Below are 12,115 nucleotides of genomic sequence, written 5' to 3'. Positions count from 1 at the left end.
CTCAACTCACCCCGTGAATGTGAGTGACCTCAGGAGCGGAGCCGCCCAAACAGATTTCGATGACATCGATCCGCACTGATGGCCATGAACCGCCCTGCGCCGCGAGCCAGATGCCCGCCAGCCGCCGCAACCTACGTAGCTTGGCGTGCGTCACCGCCTCCGCGGGCGTTCCGAACGCACGGCCGGTTCGAGTTTTCACCTCGACAAAGACCAGCACCTCGCCATCGGCAGCGATGATGTCGAGTTCTCCGTAGCGGCACCGCCAATTGCGATCGAGGATCGCGAACCCGCCACCTCTGAGGTAGTCGGCGGCGAGATTCTCTCCACGGGTACCGATCTGTGCACGTGTGCTGGTTGTCATGCCATCACCATCCGTACGGATACCGACACATGCTCTGCCCAGATACCTCACGGATGAGGGTTATCCACATTCGGGCATTGATCCACAGCTGCAAGATCTTTTACCCGACTTCGGCCGCGGGCTTTGTCGCAGATGTCTTGATACGAACCGCGATGTCACTCGTCCTCGTGCCGGATCCGGCGTATCACAAGGCCAACATCGCCGAACTAGAGCAATACATCCAGCGAGTCGTCGAGCGCCTCCTGCGCTAGCGCAGCTAGCTCACTAGCTCCACATCTTGACCGGATGGACTACTGGTGCAACCTTGCCTATCGCACCCGACGCGGGCCCAGGCAGATCCTTCGAGTTGGGAGCCGACTTGATCTCGACATCATCCGTCGCGGCGCAGACAGCCTTACTCGCCTTGGACGGCGCACAGTGCACCTGAGGCTCGGACACGGCCGCATCCGGCGAGTCCAGCGGCAGGGCAACCACAATCACCGGTACGACCATCGCCATCGCCCTCATCAGCAAAATACCCATCGGCAGAGAATGGGCCAGGCGCACCACTTTCGCAACTCGAACGGTGTTCCGCTGGATGGTAATTCCCGTCACAGTGGCCAAAATCTGTCAGGTCCAGACGGACCAGTGGCAAGGAATCGCCGCACAACCTAGTCCGGTGCGTTGCCTTCGAGCCGATCAAGGAGCGATTCGAGTGCCTCTTCGAACTCTGTCGCGCTGTGGTTCTCGCTGAGTTGCTTCTGCATCCGTTTCAGGTTCGGATAGTTCGACAAACTCCGCAGAGTCTTCTCCGGCAGCTCGTCTTCCACTGCGCTCAACGAAACTCCGCGCGCCGACACCTCCAGTAGGAGCTGACCCAGCAGGAATGTGGTGTACGCGCGATAGGCGGTCACCGCGCTGCGATCATCGAAGCCGTAGGAGATCAGCGTGTCCAGGAAGGTCTCCATCCACTTCATGCTCCGCAGCGGCGGCCGGACCCAGGGGGCCTCGGGTGGGCGAGTCGCCAATGTCGGAAACAGATGCGGATGCTCGATCGCAATCGCCCGCACTCCATGCGCGAGCCTGACGAGATAGTCCTGCCAACCGTCTTCCTGCCGACGCGCTGCGAGCTGATCGTCGTAGAGCTTCTCCACCAGGTGGTCGACAATTCCGCCGAGCAGATCTTGGCGGCCGTGTACGTGGCGGTACAACGCCATCGCCTCGACACCGCAGGCCGAACCAAGCCGCCGCATGGTGAGCTGATCCAACCCGTCACGGTCGACCAACTCAATCGCGGTATCGAGGATCTCGGCACGAGTCAGCGATCGTGGCCGGCGACCCTCGGGGTTGCCTGCACCTGTTCGGTTTTCCGTCTCGTCCACTGCGTCCGTCACTCCCGCTGGGTATTTCTGGGCCCGGGCCATGACGGCGTCCCCGTGGCGGCTTCGCCGTCCACACGACGGTACCTCTGCCGGCTAAACGCCTGGCCAGCACCTGTTTGTTTACTAGGTAGTTTACGTAGTACACAACCCTTGGTACGGTGGATTTATCGCCTCACCACGAGGTGACACCGGGCGGTTGCACCGCACACACGCACTGACAAGGAGCGACACATGAGCGATGACAACAAGGACAGCGGTATCGAGGCCGGCATCAAGGGCGTCGTCGAAGACGTCAAGGGCAAGGCCAAGGAGGCCTTCGGCAAGCTCACAGACGACGAGTCGCTGGAGCGTGAAGGCCAGGCACAGCAGGACAAGGCCGAGGCTCAGCGCGAGGTAGCCACGAAGGAAGCAGAGGCAGAGAAGGCCCGCGCCGAGGCTTCCGTGCACCAGGCCCGCGAGGACGCCGAGAAGTAGCGCAGATCGTCGTAGCAGCTCGCCCCCACTCCAACGAGAATTAGGAAACCACACATGATTTCACCTATGGCCGCTGATGTTGCGGCAGCCCACCTCGGCTTTGGCATCGGCTGGATCGCATGGATCGTCATCGGCGGACTCGCCGGATGGGTGGCCAGCAAGCTCATGGGCACCGACGGCCAGCAAGGGCTCCTGCTCAACATCATCGTGGGAATTGTGGGCGCGCTGCTGGGCGGATTCCTGTTGAACCTGCTCGACGTCGGCACCTATGGCTTCGGCTGGGTTCTGACATTTGTCACGGCGCTGGCAGGCGCGTGCGTTCTCTTGTTTCTCGTGCGCCTTGTCAGTGGCCGGCGATGAGTAACAACCGATTCCGGCAGTCCACGACAGAAGGGACCCTAGTGATTCCGTCCATATCAAAGAAGCTTGCAGTGGCCGTCGGCATCGCCGCGGCCATCTCGCTGGCGGGCTGTTCCAGCGTCATCAACCAAGGTGGCGACACCACGTGCAAGGAATACCTCACGCAAGACGAGGGCACGCAGAACGAAGCCGTCACCAAGATGCTGAAGGACGAGAACCAGCAAGACCCCAGCGGGCTGCAAACCACGGCAGCGCGTAATTCCGCGATGGCCTATTGCAAGACGCTCGGCAACGAGAACAGCAAGATCAAAGAGGCCCCCCACATCTAGATCGGAAGCGTCAGATGAAAACACGAATAGTTAAGCCCACCAAGGTCTTTGCCGGATGTGTCATCGTCCTTGGCGCGGCACTTTCCGGATGCGGCACCAGCACCGACAACGGTCCGACAAGCACCAGCACGACGACCACCACCACAACCACCACGACGACCATCCCTGCACCCAGCGGTGCACCGGAAGGCACGCCGGCACCCGGCCCGACCGGGGGCGGCGGTCCTGAGGGCGGCTCCGGCGCCATCCCAGGCGGTCCCACAGGCGGCGGCGGGCCGGGAGGCGGGAGCGGCAGCATCCCGGGCGGTCCCACGGGAGGGGGCGGACCCGAGGGCGGCGGAGGCAATATCCCCGGCGTCGGCGGCGGTCACGGCGGCCCCGGTGGCGGCAGTGGGTGCGTCGACAACGTGGGTTGCGTCAGCATCCCGTAAACCACGATCGGCCGAGCTGCGTCTTTCGGAGATCTACTCCGGGAGGCGCAGCTCGGGCTTGTCTACCTCTTCGATGTTGACGTCCTTGAAGGTGATCACGCGCACGTGTTTGACGAAGCGCGCGGGGCGGAACAGGTCCCACACCCAGGCATCGGAAAGCCGGAGCTCAAAGTACACCTCGGAGTCGGTATTCCGCGGAATCACCTCGACGCTATTGGCCAGGTAAAATCGTCGCTCAGTCTCCACCACGTAGCTGAACTGCCCGACGATGTCCTTGTACTCGCGATACAGCGAGAGTTCCATCTCGGTTTCGTACTTTTCGAGGTCTTCAGCGCTCATAGACTGTCCATTATCCCCCCTGTACTCGATTCTCTTCGCGCAAGCGGCTCATCGCTTACCCGATTCTCTTCGCGCAAGCGGCTCATCGCTTACCCGATTCTCCTCGCGCAAGCGGCTCATCGGCGAACTTCCCCAAGGCAGCATTGCGCACGTTCACGAACGACTGTCGATGCTGAATGGACGGTCCCAGACGCTGTAATGCCTCGGTATGGACGGCAGTGCTATACCCCTTGTGCACCGCGAATCCGTACCCGGGGTGATCGGCATCCATGTCCACCATCACTCGATCCCGACTCACCTTCGCCAACACACTGGCCGCAGCGATACACGCCGCTGAGGCGTCGCCACCGATCACAGGCAGAGAGGGCACCGGCAGGCCCGGCACCCGAAATCCGTCGGTCAGCACGTACCCCGGCTTGAGGCCCAGACCTGCGACCGCCCGGCGCATTCCCTCGATGTTCGCCACATGCACACCGATGCGGTCCACCTCTTCTGCCGGCACCGACACCACGTGATACGCCTCGGCATACCGGCAAATGAGCGGAAACAGCGTCTCGCGCATCTTCTCGCTGAGCTTCTTCGAGTCATCGAGTGCGGCAAGGCTTTTCCGCTGGTTTGAACCCAGCACACACGCAGCGATCACCAACGGCCCCGCACAGGCTCCACGCCCGGCCTCGTCGACACCGGCAACCGGTCCCAAACCCACTCTGTCAAGCGTCAATTCGAGGGTCCGCAATCCGGATGCCTTGCGAATCACCGTGCGCGGTGGCCAGCTGGTAGTCATACCGCTAGAGCTACGTCTGGGGATTCACCGATGCGACGCCGCCCCACCGTCCGGGCGGCCATGCGATGAATCGCGCCTTGCCGATGACGTTATCCACGGGCACGGTGCCGATGTTCGGATCTCCGGTGCAGTAGACCCTCTGACGCTCATCGATCCCTGGTCTGGCGTCCCGTTCGAGGCTCTGGCAGTGCGCGCGCGAGTCGCCACTGTGGGTCCGGTTGTCCCCCATCATCCATAGCTTGCCTTCCGGCACCTTGACCGGGCCGAACTGGAAACTCCAGCAGGCGTTGGCGGGGTCAATGTCGCTGCCAGGACCGATGGTCTCCGGATCCAGATACGGCTCGTTGAGCTTCTTGCCATCGACTGTTAGGCCTGTGTCCCAGCGGCATTCCACGGTCTGCCCACCGGTAGCGATGACTCGTTTCACCAAGTCGTTCTCGTCGGGGGGTACTACACCGATGAAGGACAGGGTGTTCTGTAGGTATCGGACGGCGGTGTTGTCCGATCGGATCGACCGGTAATTGCCGTTCCACTCGGGCGGCCCCTTGAACACCACCACGTCACCGGGCTCCGGATCGGAGAACCTGAACACCACCTTGTCGACCATGATCCGGTCACCGGTGCAACCACGGCAGCCGTGCAAGGTCGGCTCCATCGACTCCGACGGAATGAGATACGGGCGGGCGATGAAATTCTGCGTGATGCAGTAGAGCACGAGAGCGATCAGCAGTAGAACGCCGACCTCTTTGAGCATCCCGGAGCCGCTGTCTTCGTCATTCGACGACGCGGCGGACGACGCCTCAGCGGCTGGTTCGGCTTCGGGAGTGTCGGCGGTGGTCTGCGCGGACGATTCAGACGACCCTGATTCTCCGGACACCGGTACTGTCACGAAAGCGCCGACTCGGTCAGCGCTTCTCCTTGATCTTGGCCTTCTTGCCGCGCAGTTCACGCAGGTAGTACAGCTTGGCGCGACGGACCGCACCGCGAGTCACGATCTCGATGTGGTCGATGTTCGGCGAGTGCACCGGGAAGGTGCGCTCGACGCCGACGCCGTAGCTCTCCTTGCGGACCGTGAAGGTGGCGCCCACGCCACCACCGGAGCGACGCAGCACGGCACCCTTGAAGACCTGGATGCGCTCCTTGGAGCCCTCGATCACCTTGACGTGCACGTTGACGGTGTCGCCGGGACGGAAGTCAGGCACATCCTGGCGCAGCGACGCCTGGTCGACAAAGTCCAACGTGTTCATCGGTGTACTTCCCTCTTGGTCTCTCGACTCAATCGCGCGGCCGGGTCGCATACGGGGTATGCACCTCAGCCGATCAGTAATTGCTTGGCTCTGTCTGGTCTTTGGCCAAACGCCAGCAGACAGCTAGTCAATTGTGCCAGACAGGGACCCTTCCAGTGAAATCGCCCACCCGGGTACCCCTTGGGCAGCGGCCATCCAGACAGTACTAGTAAGCTACCGAGACCGGAACACCTGCCACACAGGTAACAAAAGCAAAGTCTGACCGCGGAGGGGGTCTATGTGATGCGCGGCCAGCACCTGTTGGTGGGCTTGACACTCACCGCGGCGACCACCCTGACCTCGGGATGTGTGGCATCGGTACGCAGCGATCCAGCTACCCCTGTGCTGGCGGTCGTGAGCGCTCCCGCCGAACCACCGCCGGTCTTCGCGGTGGAAACCCCTCCTTCGTTCGATACCCTGCCCGAGCGCACTACCACGGCAACTGCCCAGGCCAAGAGTGCCGGCGCCGTGCTCACCGCGGTGATCAAGGACCGCTCCTCCGGCGCCGTGGTCTCCAATGGCAACAACAGCACCATTGCCATCGCCTCGGTGGCCAAGCTGTTCATCGCCGACGACCTGCTGATGCGGGAATCGACCGGCGACGTCACCCTGACACCCGCGGATCGCGTCTCCTTCGACCGGATGCTGCAGTCCTCTGATGACAGCGCCGCCGAAATCTTCTGGCAGCGTGGGGGCGGCAACTCGATCATCACCCGCGTCGCCGCGCGATACGGGCTCGCCTCCACCAACGTGCCTTCGGACGGGATGTGGTGGAACACCATCAGCACCGCAAACGACCTGGTGCAGTACTACGACATGCTGCTCTCCGGCGCCGGCGGCTTGCCTCCCGAGCGCGCGAACATCATCATGGACGACCTCGCCCGCTCAACGCCCAACGGCATCGACGGCTATCCCCAGCGTTTCGGGATCCCGGACGGCATTCCCGGTGAACCTGTCGCGGTGAAGCAGGGCTGGATGTGCTGTGTCGGGTCCGCATGGATGCATCTTTCGACGGGGGTGGTAGGCCCCGATCGGCGATTCATCGTGGTGGTGTCATCCCTGCAGACCGCCAACGATGTGACGGCGCGCAACACGCTAACTCAGGCCGTCGCCGCCATGTTCCCCGGCGGGCGAATCGAAGCCGAGTAGGTCAGGGCGCCGCTGCGCCGTCCGCTGACGTGATTGTTCTGCCCGCCAGGCCGCAATCTTGGCGTGATCACCAGAGAGCAGCACCTGCGGCACGTCGATCCCCCGCCAACTCGGCGGCCGGGTATAGGACGGTCCCTCCAAGAGGCTGGCCATTCCCTCGGAGTGTGAATCTTCTTGCGCGGAAAGCGCGTTGCCCAGCACACCGGGAACCAGTCGCAGCACCGCCTCGATCATCACCAGCGCCGCTGACTCCCCGCCATTGAGCACGTAATCGCCAATCGACACCTCGCGCACCCGCATCCGGGTAGCGGCGTCGTCGGCGACCCGCTGATCGATTCCCTCATAGCGTCCACACGCGATCACCAGATGATCTTCGGTGGACCAGTGACGGGCGGTCTCTTGGGTGAAGGGATATCCGGCGGGTGTTGGCACCACCAAAAGTGTCTCCGGCGTGCAGATCTCGTCCAGGGCATCGCCCCACACCGTCGGCTTCATCACCATGCCGGGCCCGCCGCCATAGGGCGAATCATCGACCGACTTGTGCACATCGTGTGTCCAGCGCCGCAGATCATGCACCGCGACGTCAACCAGCCCTGCATCAATGGCCCTGCCCGGCAAGGACTGCCGCACCGGCTGCAGATAGTCCGGGAAGATCGTGATGACGTCTATCTTCATGCCGGGGTTCTCACGACAGGTCCAACAGGCCTTCTGGCGGATCGATCTCGATCATCTTGTCCACCAGGGAGATCGATGTGACGATCGCGGAGACGAACGGTACGAGAATCTCGTCCTGCCTGTCCCCGCTCCCGGGCTTCACCGAAAGGAGCTCACCACCCGGGGTGTGCAACACCTCGGAAACGGTCCCGATGGCCGCACCGTCCCGAGTCCGCACCGTCAGCCCCTCGAGCTGGTGGTCGTAGAACTCGTCAGGATCCTCGATTTCCGGCAGATCGGCGGTGTCCACCGTGAAAAGGGTGCCGCGCAAGGCATCTGCCGCGTCACGATCGGAGATCCCGGTAAATCTGACCAGCAACCGTCCGCTGTGCTCACGCACCGATTCGATGATGAACTCACGGCTGCCACCGCCACGGGGCAGCCGACCATTCAGCACCGAGCCGGCGGCGAAACGTTCGTCTGGATCGTCGGTGCGGATCTCTACCGCTAATTCGCCGGTGACGCCGTGCGCCTTGGCAATACGCCCGACTACAAGCTCCATCGGAGCTACCGGTCTGTATCCACCACGTCGACCCGGATGCCGCGGCCACCCACACCCGCGACCAGGGTGCGCAGCGCGGTGGCGGTACGCCCGCCCCGGCCGATCACCTTTCCGAGATCGTCGGGGTGGACGTGAACCTCTACCGTGCGGCCGCGACGATTCGTCACCAGGTCAACGCGGACATCATCGGGGTTATCGACGATTCCTCGTACCAGATGCTCGACGGCGTCGACCACGACAGAACTCATCTGAGGTCCTATTCGCTTGCGGCGTCAGCAGATTCAGCAGGAGCCTCGGCGGCTTCCGCGGCCGGAGCCTCGGCAGAGGCGGCGGTCTCGTCCTGCTCGGCCTTCTTCGGGGCCTTCTTCTTTTTCTGCTGAATGGCCTCACCCGTGGGGGCTCCGTCGGCCTCGGCCAGGGCGGCGTTGAACAGCTCCAGCTTGCTGGGCTTGGGCTCCTTGACCTTCAGGGTGCCCTCGGCGCCGGGGAGGCCCTTGAACTTCTGCCAGTCACCGGTGATCTTCAACAGAGCCAACACCGGATCGGTCGGCTGCGCGCCGACGGACAGCCAGTGCTGCGCGCGCTCGGAGTCGATCTCGATGAGGCTGGGCTCTTCCTTCGGGTGGTACCGGCCGATCACCTCGATGGCACGGCCTTCACGGCGGGTGCGCGCATCGGCGACCTGGATGCGGTACTGCGGGTTGCGGATCTTCCCGAGGCGGGCGAGCTTGATCTTGACAGCCATGTCTACAACTTCTCCTTGAGTTATCACGCGGCAATTCGGCGACACGTGCGGACATGCACGATCCGGTTTTGCCTCGCGTGGGTCTGACCGCCGACGGCTGGCGATGAGCGCTTATGCCAAGAGCATCAATGCTGCCGCGTAACGGACGGTTTGCCATTGTGCCAGAGCGTGGCCTACCAGCCCAAATCCTGTCGGCGGTCTAGATCAACCTGTTGAAGCACTTCGTCTCGACGCGTCGCGTCAGCCGCCAGCCGTGCCGTGTCCGCACCACCTCGTCGTCGTACCAAAGTCCAAGAAAAAGTACCTGTTCGGTGTCCCCGCCCGGAACCATCGGGTTGAAACACAAGCTGCGCACGGTGGCCGAGCTCCGCTCCGCGCCGCCCTCGGAGTCGAAACGGATCGAGATGTTTCCCAACATATGTGCATACATCGGGAATGCCGGCAGCACCTGCGTCAACCACGCCTTGACGTCCGGATACTCGCCATCGACGCCACCCATCGCGCGGTAGTCGATGTACGCGTCATTGGTGAACACCTCGTCCAGGTCGTCGAACTGGCGGGTGTCGATGGCGGTCGCGTAATCGACCAAGAGCTGCTGGATCTGCAGGCGGTCGGAAACTTCGTCGAGGGTCCACGCGGATGTCATAGCTTGTGAGCATGCCCACTCGGACCGAAATCATCACGCAATTCGTCCCGAACTCCCCGCTGTGTCAGCATCTCGGCATCGTGCTGACCGAAATCGGCAATGATCGGGCGGTGCTGAACATGCCGTACAAGCCCGAGCTGGCAACCATGGGCCACACCGTGCACGGCGGCGCGATCGCGACCCTCGCCGACACCGCGGCCATGGCGGCAGCGTGGGCCGACGACGCGACACCCGAAAAGCTCGGCGGCTCCACGGCCTCGCTGGCCGTCAACTATGTGTCCGCCGCCGACGCCACCGACCTCACCGCGGTGGGCCACGTGGTCCACCGCGGCAAGCGGCTCTCCCATATCGAGGTCACCGTGTCCGATACCACCGGCCAGGTGGTGGCGAAGGCTTTGGCCACATACAACTTCGCTTAGGCGGCTCCCACCTTGTCGCGGGCCAATAGTTCCCGCACCCGCGGAATGACCTCGCCGCCGTACAACTCGACGTTCTGCATGCCCAGGCCGGGTTGCGAGGCCTGGTACACCAGGCTGAACCGGTCAGCACCGAGACCACGAATGGTCTTGGCCACCTTGGCCGCCACGGTGTCGGGCGAGCCGACATAAAGCGAGCCGGACTTCACCTCGGCCAGATACTCCTCGTACCGCGGAGGCTGCCAACCACGCTCGCGCCCGATGGTGGTGCGCAATTCCCGGAACCCCGGCCAATACTGCGCGATCGCCTCCTCATCGGATTCGGCGATATGCCCGGGACTGTGAATGCCCAACGGCATCGGCTCGGTAACCCCCAGCTGGTCCTGGGCGCGACGGTAGAGGTCCACGTACGGCTCGAACCGCATCGGGTCGCCGCCGATGATCGCCAGAATCATCGGTATGCGGTAGCGCACACTGCGAACCACCGATTCCGGCGATCCGCCCACCCCCACCCACGCCCGCAGACCCTCGGCGGTTTTCGGGAAAACGTCCACGCCGTCCAACGAGGATCGCAGCTTTCCCGACCAGGTCACCGGGTCCCCCGGCAGCAGTTTGGCCAAGAGATCGAACTTCTCCTCGAAGAGTTCGTCGTAGTCGGCAAGGTCGTATCCGAACAGCGGAAAGGAATCCGTGAACGACCCCCGACCGAGCACCACCTCGGCGCGGCCATCGGAGATTCCGTCGAGGGTCGCGAATCGTTGATACACCCGCACCGGGTCGTCGGTGCTGAGCACCGTGACGGCGGTCGCGAGGGTGATCCGCTCGGTGCGCGCCGCGATCGCGGCCAGCATCATCTCCGGGGACTCCCCTACGAATTCGGTGCGGTGATGCTCCCCGATGGCGAAGATATCGACGCCTACCTCGTCGGCACGCACGCCTTCCTCCACCACCGCGCGGATCGCTTGCGGATTGGTCATCCCCGCGGGGACATCGGCAAAGGTGTCCAAACCAAACTGAACTTCGTTCGTCATGACCGTATAAACGGACCGCAGTCCGGTTATGTTCCCGATACCCTCCGCGCTAGTCTCGGAGCCGATGTCTTCCTTGCCGCCATTCCTTGGCTATCGCGCATTCGCGGTGTTCAGCGCCCTGTTCCTCGCCCTCGCGGGCGCCAGTGTGGCCCACGCGGATACGGCTGCGACGCCACCTGAGGGGCCGGCGCAGGCATGGTTGGTGGCAGATCTGGACTCCGGCCAGATTCTCGCCGCCCGCGACCCCAATGCGACGCACGCACCCGCGAGCACCATCAAGGTCCTACTGGCCCTGGTGGCGCTCGACGAGTTGCCCCTGGACGCCACCGTGGTTGCAGATGCCGCCGATTCCCACGCCGAATGCAACTGTGTCGGCATCAAGGCGGGGCAGGTCTACACCACCCATGATCTGCTCGCCGGCGCGCTGCTGGAATCCGGCAACGACGCCGCCAACACGCTCGCCCACATGCTGGGCGGCCGCGAGGCGGCCGTCGAGAAGATGAATGCGAAGGCGGCGGCGCTCGGAGCGACGGGAACGCACACCGCCTCCCCCTCCGGACTGGATGCGCCGGGCATGGACATGCGCTCCACCCCGCACGATCTGGCCGTGATTTTCCGTGCGGCACTGGCCAATCCGGTGTTCGCGGATATCACCCGCCAGACGACTGCCGACTTTCCAGGTCGCGTCCTGCACAACCAGAACGAGCTGATGTATCGCTATCCAGGAGTGATCGGCGGTAAGACGGGCTTCACCGATATCGCTCGCAAGACCTACGTCGTGGCCGCCGAGCGCGACGGCAAGCGGCTCGTCGTGGCGATGATGTATGGCCTGGTGCACGAGGGCGGCCCGACCTACTGGGATCAGGCCGCGAGCCTGTTCGACTGGGGCTTCGCCAACGACGGTCAGGTCACTGTCGGTTCGCTCTAAGCCTTGGAATTGAGCACCTGAAGCACTGTTTCGCCCACGCGCACCCGGCACATAGCGATCGCCAGTGCGACGGCGTCCTTGGGTGAGATCTGGGCCACCGCGTTGCCGGCCACGGCCGCCTCCTGAACCGCCGCCATTTTGGCGCCCCCGTCCATCCCCATGAACTCCGAGCACAACACGTCGGCATGCGCCGGCGCAGCGGGCATCACCATCGGCAGGCCCAGGCCCATCATCAATGCCACAGCAAAACGCATGACGC

At 63.5% G+C, this 12,115-nt stretch carries 22 protein-coding genes; 8 read left to right on the top strand and 14 right to left on the bottom strand.

Annotated elements, in window-relative coordinates; all coding sequences use genetic code 11:
- Position 1: 1 nt before the first annotated feature.
- Positions 2 to 361, bottom strand: a complete 360-nt coding sequence (locus AC5Y5C_RS15870) for a YraN family protein (protein ID WP_499973822.1) — start codon at positions 359 to 361, stop codon at positions 2 to 4.
- A 29-nt stretch (positions 362 to 390) separates the two neighbouring features.
- Here AC5Y5C_RS15870 and AC5Y5C_RS15865 point away from each other — a divergent pair, with 29 nt between their 5' ends.
- Positions 391 to 612 carry a hypothetical protein gene (locus AC5Y5C_RS15865; protein ID WP_499973819.1) on the top strand — a complete coding sequence of 74 codons (222 nt, stop codon included), beginning with the start codon at positions 391 to 393 and terminating at the stop codon, positions 610 to 612.
- A gap of 13 nt (positions 613 to 625) precedes the next feature.
- Here the strand turns inward: AC5Y5C_RS15865 and AC5Y5C_RS15860 are convergent, their stop codons facing one another.
- Positions 626 to 883 (bottom strand): hypothetical protein, encoded by a 258-nt coding sequence (locus tag AC5Y5C_RS15860; protein WP_499973818.1) that lies wholly within the window; start codon positions 881 to 883, stop codon positions 626 to 628.
- 128 nt (positions 884 to 1,011) lie between these two features.
- Positions 1,012 to 1,764 carry a TetR/AcrR family transcriptional regulator gene (locus AC5Y5C_RS15855; RefSeq protein ID WP_499973817.1) on the bottom strand — a complete coding sequence of 251 codons (753 nt, stop codon included), beginning with the start codon at positions 1,762 to 1,764 and terminating at the stop codon, positions 1,012 to 1,014.
- A 189-nt stretch (positions 1,765 to 1,953) separates the two neighbouring features.
- Here AC5Y5C_RS15855 and mbp1 point away from each other — a divergent pair, with 189 nt between their 5' ends.
- Genes mbp1 through AC5Y5C_RS15835 form a run of 4 tightly spaced genes read left to right on the top strand, consistent with a single transcriptional unit; the run spans position 1,954 to position 3,316 of the window.
- Positions 1,954 to 2,196, top strand: a complete 243-nt coding sequence (gene mbp1, locus AC5Y5C_RS15850; RefSeq protein ID WP_499973814.1) for a microaggregate-binding protein 1 — start codon at positions 1,954 to 1,956, stop codon at positions 2,194 to 2,196.
- Between the two features lie 54 nt (positions 2,197 to 2,250).
- Positions 2,251 to 2,556 carry a GlsB/YeaQ/YmgE family stress response membrane protein gene (locus AC5Y5C_RS15845; protein ID WP_499973812.1) on the top strand — a complete coding sequence of 102 codons (306 nt, stop codon included), beginning with the start codon at positions 2,251 to 2,253 and terminating at the stop codon, positions 2,554 to 2,556.
- Between the two features lie 41 nt (positions 2,557 to 2,597).
- Positions 2,598 to 2,885: a hypothetical protein gene (locus AC5Y5C_RS15840; RefSeq protein ID WP_499973810.1), complete on the top strand. Its 288-nt coding sequence runs from the start codon at positions 2,598 to 2,600 to the stop codon at positions 2,883 to 2,885.
- 14 nt (positions 2,886 to 2,899) lie between these two features.
- The gene (locus AC5Y5C_RS15835) at positions 2,900 to 3,316 is read left to right on the top strand and encodes a hypothetical protein (protein ID WP_499973807.1); all 417 of its coding nucleotides are present in this window, start codon (positions 2,900 to 2,902) and stop codon (positions 3,314 to 3,316) included.
- Positions 3,317 to 3,349: 33 nt separating this feature from the next.
- On the opposite strand, the gene AC5Y5C_RS15830 is transcribed toward AC5Y5C_RS15835, so the two are convergent.
- The 4 genes from AC5Y5C_RS15830 to rplS all read right to left on the bottom strand — a co-directional run bounded on the left by AC5Y5C_RS15830 (position 3,350) and on the right by rplS (position 5,686).
- Positions 3,350 to 3,655, bottom strand: coding sequence for a DUF2469 domain-containing protein (locus AC5Y5C_RS15830; RefSeq protein ID WP_005056986.1), 306 nt, complete (start codon positions 3,653 to 3,655; stop codon positions 3,350 to 3,352).
- An 82-nt stretch (positions 3,656 to 3,737) separates the two neighbouring features.
- Positions 3,738 to 4,439, bottom strand: coding sequence for a ribonuclease HII (locus AC5Y5C_RS15825; protein ID WP_499973803.1), 702 nt, complete (start codon positions 4,437 to 4,439; stop codon positions 3,738 to 3,740).
- A 10-nt stretch (positions 4,440 to 4,449) separates the two neighbouring features.
- Entirely contained in the window at positions 4,450 to 5,328 is an 879-nt protein-coding gene (gene lepB / locus AC5Y5C_RS15820) for a signal peptidase I (protein ID WP_499973801.1), read from the bottom strand.
- Between the two features lie 16 nt (positions 5,329 to 5,344).
- Positions 5,345 to 5,686: a 50S ribosomal protein L19 gene (gene rplS / locus AC5Y5C_RS15815; RefSeq protein ID WP_499973798.1), complete on the bottom strand. Its 342-nt coding sequence runs from the start codon at positions 5,684 to 5,686 to the stop codon at positions 5,345 to 5,347.
- A 282-nt stretch (positions 5,687 to 5,968) separates the two neighbouring features.
- On the opposite strand from rplS, the gene AC5Y5C_RS15810 reads away from it, so the two are divergent.
- Complete coding sequence (locus tag AC5Y5C_RS15810; RefSeq protein WP_499973796.1) at positions 5,969 to 6,874, top strand: serine hydrolase; 906 nt, start codon at positions 5,969 to 5,971, stop codon at positions 6,872 to 6,874.
- Here AC5Y5C_RS15810 and trmD read toward each other — a convergent pair.
- The 5 genes from trmD to AC5Y5C_RS15785 all read right to left on the bottom strand — a co-directional run bounded on the left by trmD (position 6,821) and on the right by AC5Y5C_RS15785 (position 9,481).
- Positions 6,821 to 7,549: a tRNA (guanosine(37)-N1)-methyltransferase TrmD gene (gene trmD / locus AC5Y5C_RS15805; RefSeq protein ID WP_499973794.1), complete on the bottom strand. Its 729-nt coding sequence runs from the start codon at positions 7,547 to 7,549 to the stop codon at positions 6,821 to 6,823. The genes AC5Y5C_RS15810 and trmD overlap by 54 nt on opposite strands.
- Positions 7,550 to 7,559: 10 nt before the next feature.
- Positions 7,560 to 8,090, bottom strand: a complete 531-nt coding sequence (gene rimM / locus AC5Y5C_RS15800) for a ribosome maturation factor RimM (RefSeq protein ID WP_499973791.1) — start codon at positions 8,088 to 8,090, stop codon at positions 7,560 to 7,562.
- Between the two features lie 5 nt (positions 8,091 to 8,095).
- Complete coding sequence (locus AC5Y5C_RS15795; protein WP_005081564.1) at positions 8,096 to 8,338, bottom strand: RNA-binding protein; 243 nt, start codon at positions 8,336 to 8,338, stop codon at positions 8,096 to 8,098.
- A gap of 8 nt (positions 8,339 to 8,346) precedes the next feature.
- The gene (gene rpsP, locus AC5Y5C_RS15790) at positions 8,347 to 8,835 is read right to left on the bottom strand and encodes a 30S ribosomal protein S16 (protein ID WP_499973788.1); all 489 of its coding nucleotides are present in this window, start codon (positions 8,833 to 8,835) and stop codon (positions 8,347 to 8,349) included.
- Positions 8,836 to 9,034: 199 nt separating this feature from the next.
- Positions 9,035 to 9,481: a nuclear transport factor 2 family protein gene (locus AC5Y5C_RS15785; RefSeq protein ID WP_499973786.1), complete on the bottom strand. Its 447-nt coding sequence runs from the start codon at positions 9,479 to 9,481 to the stop codon at positions 9,035 to 9,037.
- Between the two features lie 11 nt (positions 9,482 to 9,492).
- Between AC5Y5C_RS15785 and AC5Y5C_RS15780 the strand changes: the two genes are divergently transcribed.
- Positions 9,493 to 9,900, top strand: a complete 408-nt coding sequence (locus AC5Y5C_RS15780) for a PaaI family thioesterase (protein WP_499973784.1) — start codon at positions 9,493 to 9,495, stop codon at positions 9,898 to 9,900.
- On the opposite strand, the gene AC5Y5C_RS15775 is transcribed toward AC5Y5C_RS15780, so the two are convergent.
- On the bottom strand, positions 9,897 to 10,928 hold the full coding sequence (locus AC5Y5C_RS15775) for an LLM class flavin-dependent oxidoreductase (RefSeq protein WP_499973782.1): 1,032 nt from the start codon (positions 10,926 to 10,928) through the stop codon (positions 9,897 to 9,899). The two genes, AC5Y5C_RS15780 and AC5Y5C_RS15775, sit on opposite strands and share 4 nt — an antisense overlap.
- Positions 10,929 to 10,992: 64 nt before the next feature.
- Between AC5Y5C_RS15775 and AC5Y5C_RS15770 the strand changes: the two genes are divergently transcribed.
- Positions 10,993 to 11,856 carry a D-alanyl-D-alanine carboxypeptidase family protein gene (locus AC5Y5C_RS15770; RefSeq protein WP_499973779.1) on the top strand — a complete coding sequence of 288 codons (864 nt, stop codon included), beginning with the start codon at positions 10,993 to 10,995 and terminating at the stop codon, positions 11,854 to 11,856.
- Here the strand turns inward: AC5Y5C_RS15770 and AC5Y5C_RS15765 are convergent.
- Positions 11,853 to 12,110 carry a hypothetical protein gene (locus AC5Y5C_RS15765; protein ID WP_499973777.1) on the bottom strand — a complete coding sequence of 86 codons (258 nt, stop codon included), beginning with the start codon at positions 12,108 to 12,110 and terminating at the stop codon, positions 11,853 to 11,855. The genes AC5Y5C_RS15770 and AC5Y5C_RS15765 overlap by 4 nt on opposite strands.
- Between the last annotated feature and the right edge of the window lie 5 nt (positions 12,111 to 12,115).

Source organism: Mycobacterium sp. NGS15, assembly GCF_059813245.1.
Note: the sequence above shows the minus strand (reverse complement) of the source record. Positions and strands in the feature narration are given on the sequence as shown.

Excerpts from the sequence above, each read along its gene's own strand:
- AC5Y5C_RS15870 (WP_499973822.1), bottom strand. The coding sequence starts at position 361 with ATGACAACCAGCACACGTGCACAGATCGGTACCCGTGGAGAGAATCTC.
- AC5Y5C_RS15865 (WP_499973819.1), top strand. The coding sequence starts at position 391 with ATGCTCTGCCCAGATACCTCACGGATGAGGGTTATCCACATTCGGGCA.
- AC5Y5C_RS15860 (WP_499973818.1), bottom strand. The coding sequence starts at position 883 with ATGGGTATTTTGCTGATGAGGGCGATGGCGATGGTCGTACCGGTGATT.
- AC5Y5C_RS15855 (WP_499973817.1), bottom strand. The coding sequence starts at position 1,764 with ATGGCCCGGGCCCAGAAATACCCAGCGGGAGTGACGGACGCAGTGGAC.
- mbp1 (WP_499973814.1), top strand. The coding sequence starts at position 1,954 with ATGAGCGATGACAACAAGGACAGCGGTATCGAGGCCGGCATCAAGGGC.
- AC5Y5C_RS15845 (WP_499973812.1), top strand. The coding sequence starts at position 2,251 with ATGATTTCACCTATGGCCGCTGATGTTGCGGCAGCCCACCTCGGCTTT.
- AC5Y5C_RS15835 (WP_499973807.1), top strand. The coding sequence starts at position 2,900 with ATGAAAACACGAATAGTTAAGCCCACCAAGGTCTTTGCCGGATGTGTC.
- AC5Y5C_RS15830 (WP_005056986.1), bottom strand. The coding sequence starts at position 3,655 with ATGAGCGCTGAAGACCTCGAAAAGTACGAAACCGAGATGGAACTCTCG.
- AC5Y5C_RS15825 (WP_499973803.1), bottom strand. The coding sequence starts at position 4,439 with ATGACTACCAGCTGGCCACCGCGCACGGTGATTCGCAAGGCATCCGGA.
- rplS (WP_499973798.1), bottom strand. The coding sequence starts at position 5,686 with ATGAACACGTTGGACTTTGTCGACCAGGCGTCGCTGCGCCAGGATGTG.
- AC5Y5C_RS15810 (WP_499973796.1), top strand. The coding sequence starts at position 5,969 with ATGCGCGGCCAGCACCTGTTGGTGGGCTTGACACTCACCGCGGCGACC.
- trmD (WP_499973794.1), bottom strand. The coding sequence starts at position 7,549 with ATGAAGATAGACGTCATCACGATCTTCCCGGACTATCTGCAGCCGGTG.
- rimM (WP_499973791.1), bottom strand. The coding sequence starts at position 8,090 with ATGGAGCTTGTAGTCGGGCGTATTGCCAAGGCGCACGGCGTCACCGGC.
- AC5Y5C_RS15795 (WP_005081564.1), bottom strand. The coding sequence starts at position 8,338 with ATGAGTTCTGTCGTGGTCGACGCCGTCGAGCATCTGGTACGAGGAATC.
- rpsP (WP_499973788.1), bottom strand. The coding sequence starts at position 8,835 with ATGGCTGTCAAGATCAAGCTCGCCCGCCTCGGGAAGATCCGCAACCCG.
- AC5Y5C_RS15785 (WP_499973786.1), bottom strand. The coding sequence starts at position 9,481 with ATGACATCCGCGTGGACCCTCGACGAAGTTTCCGACCGCCTGCAGATC.
- AC5Y5C_RS15780 (WP_499973784.1), top strand. The coding sequence starts at position 9,493 with ATGCCCACTCGGACCGAAATCATCACGCAATTCGTCCCGAACTCCCCG.
- AC5Y5C_RS15775 (WP_499973782.1), bottom strand. The coding sequence starts at position 10,928 with ATGACGAACGAAGTTCAGTTTGGTTTGGACACCTTTGCCGATGTCCCC.
- AC5Y5C_RS15770 (WP_499973779.1), top strand. The coding sequence starts at position 10,993 with ATGTCTTCCTTGCCGCCATTCCTTGGCTATCGCGCATTCGCGGTGTTC.
- AC5Y5C_RS15765 (WP_499973777.1), bottom strand. The coding sequence starts at position 12,110 with ATGCGTTTTGCTGTGGCATTGATGATGGGCCTGGGCCTGCCGATGGTG.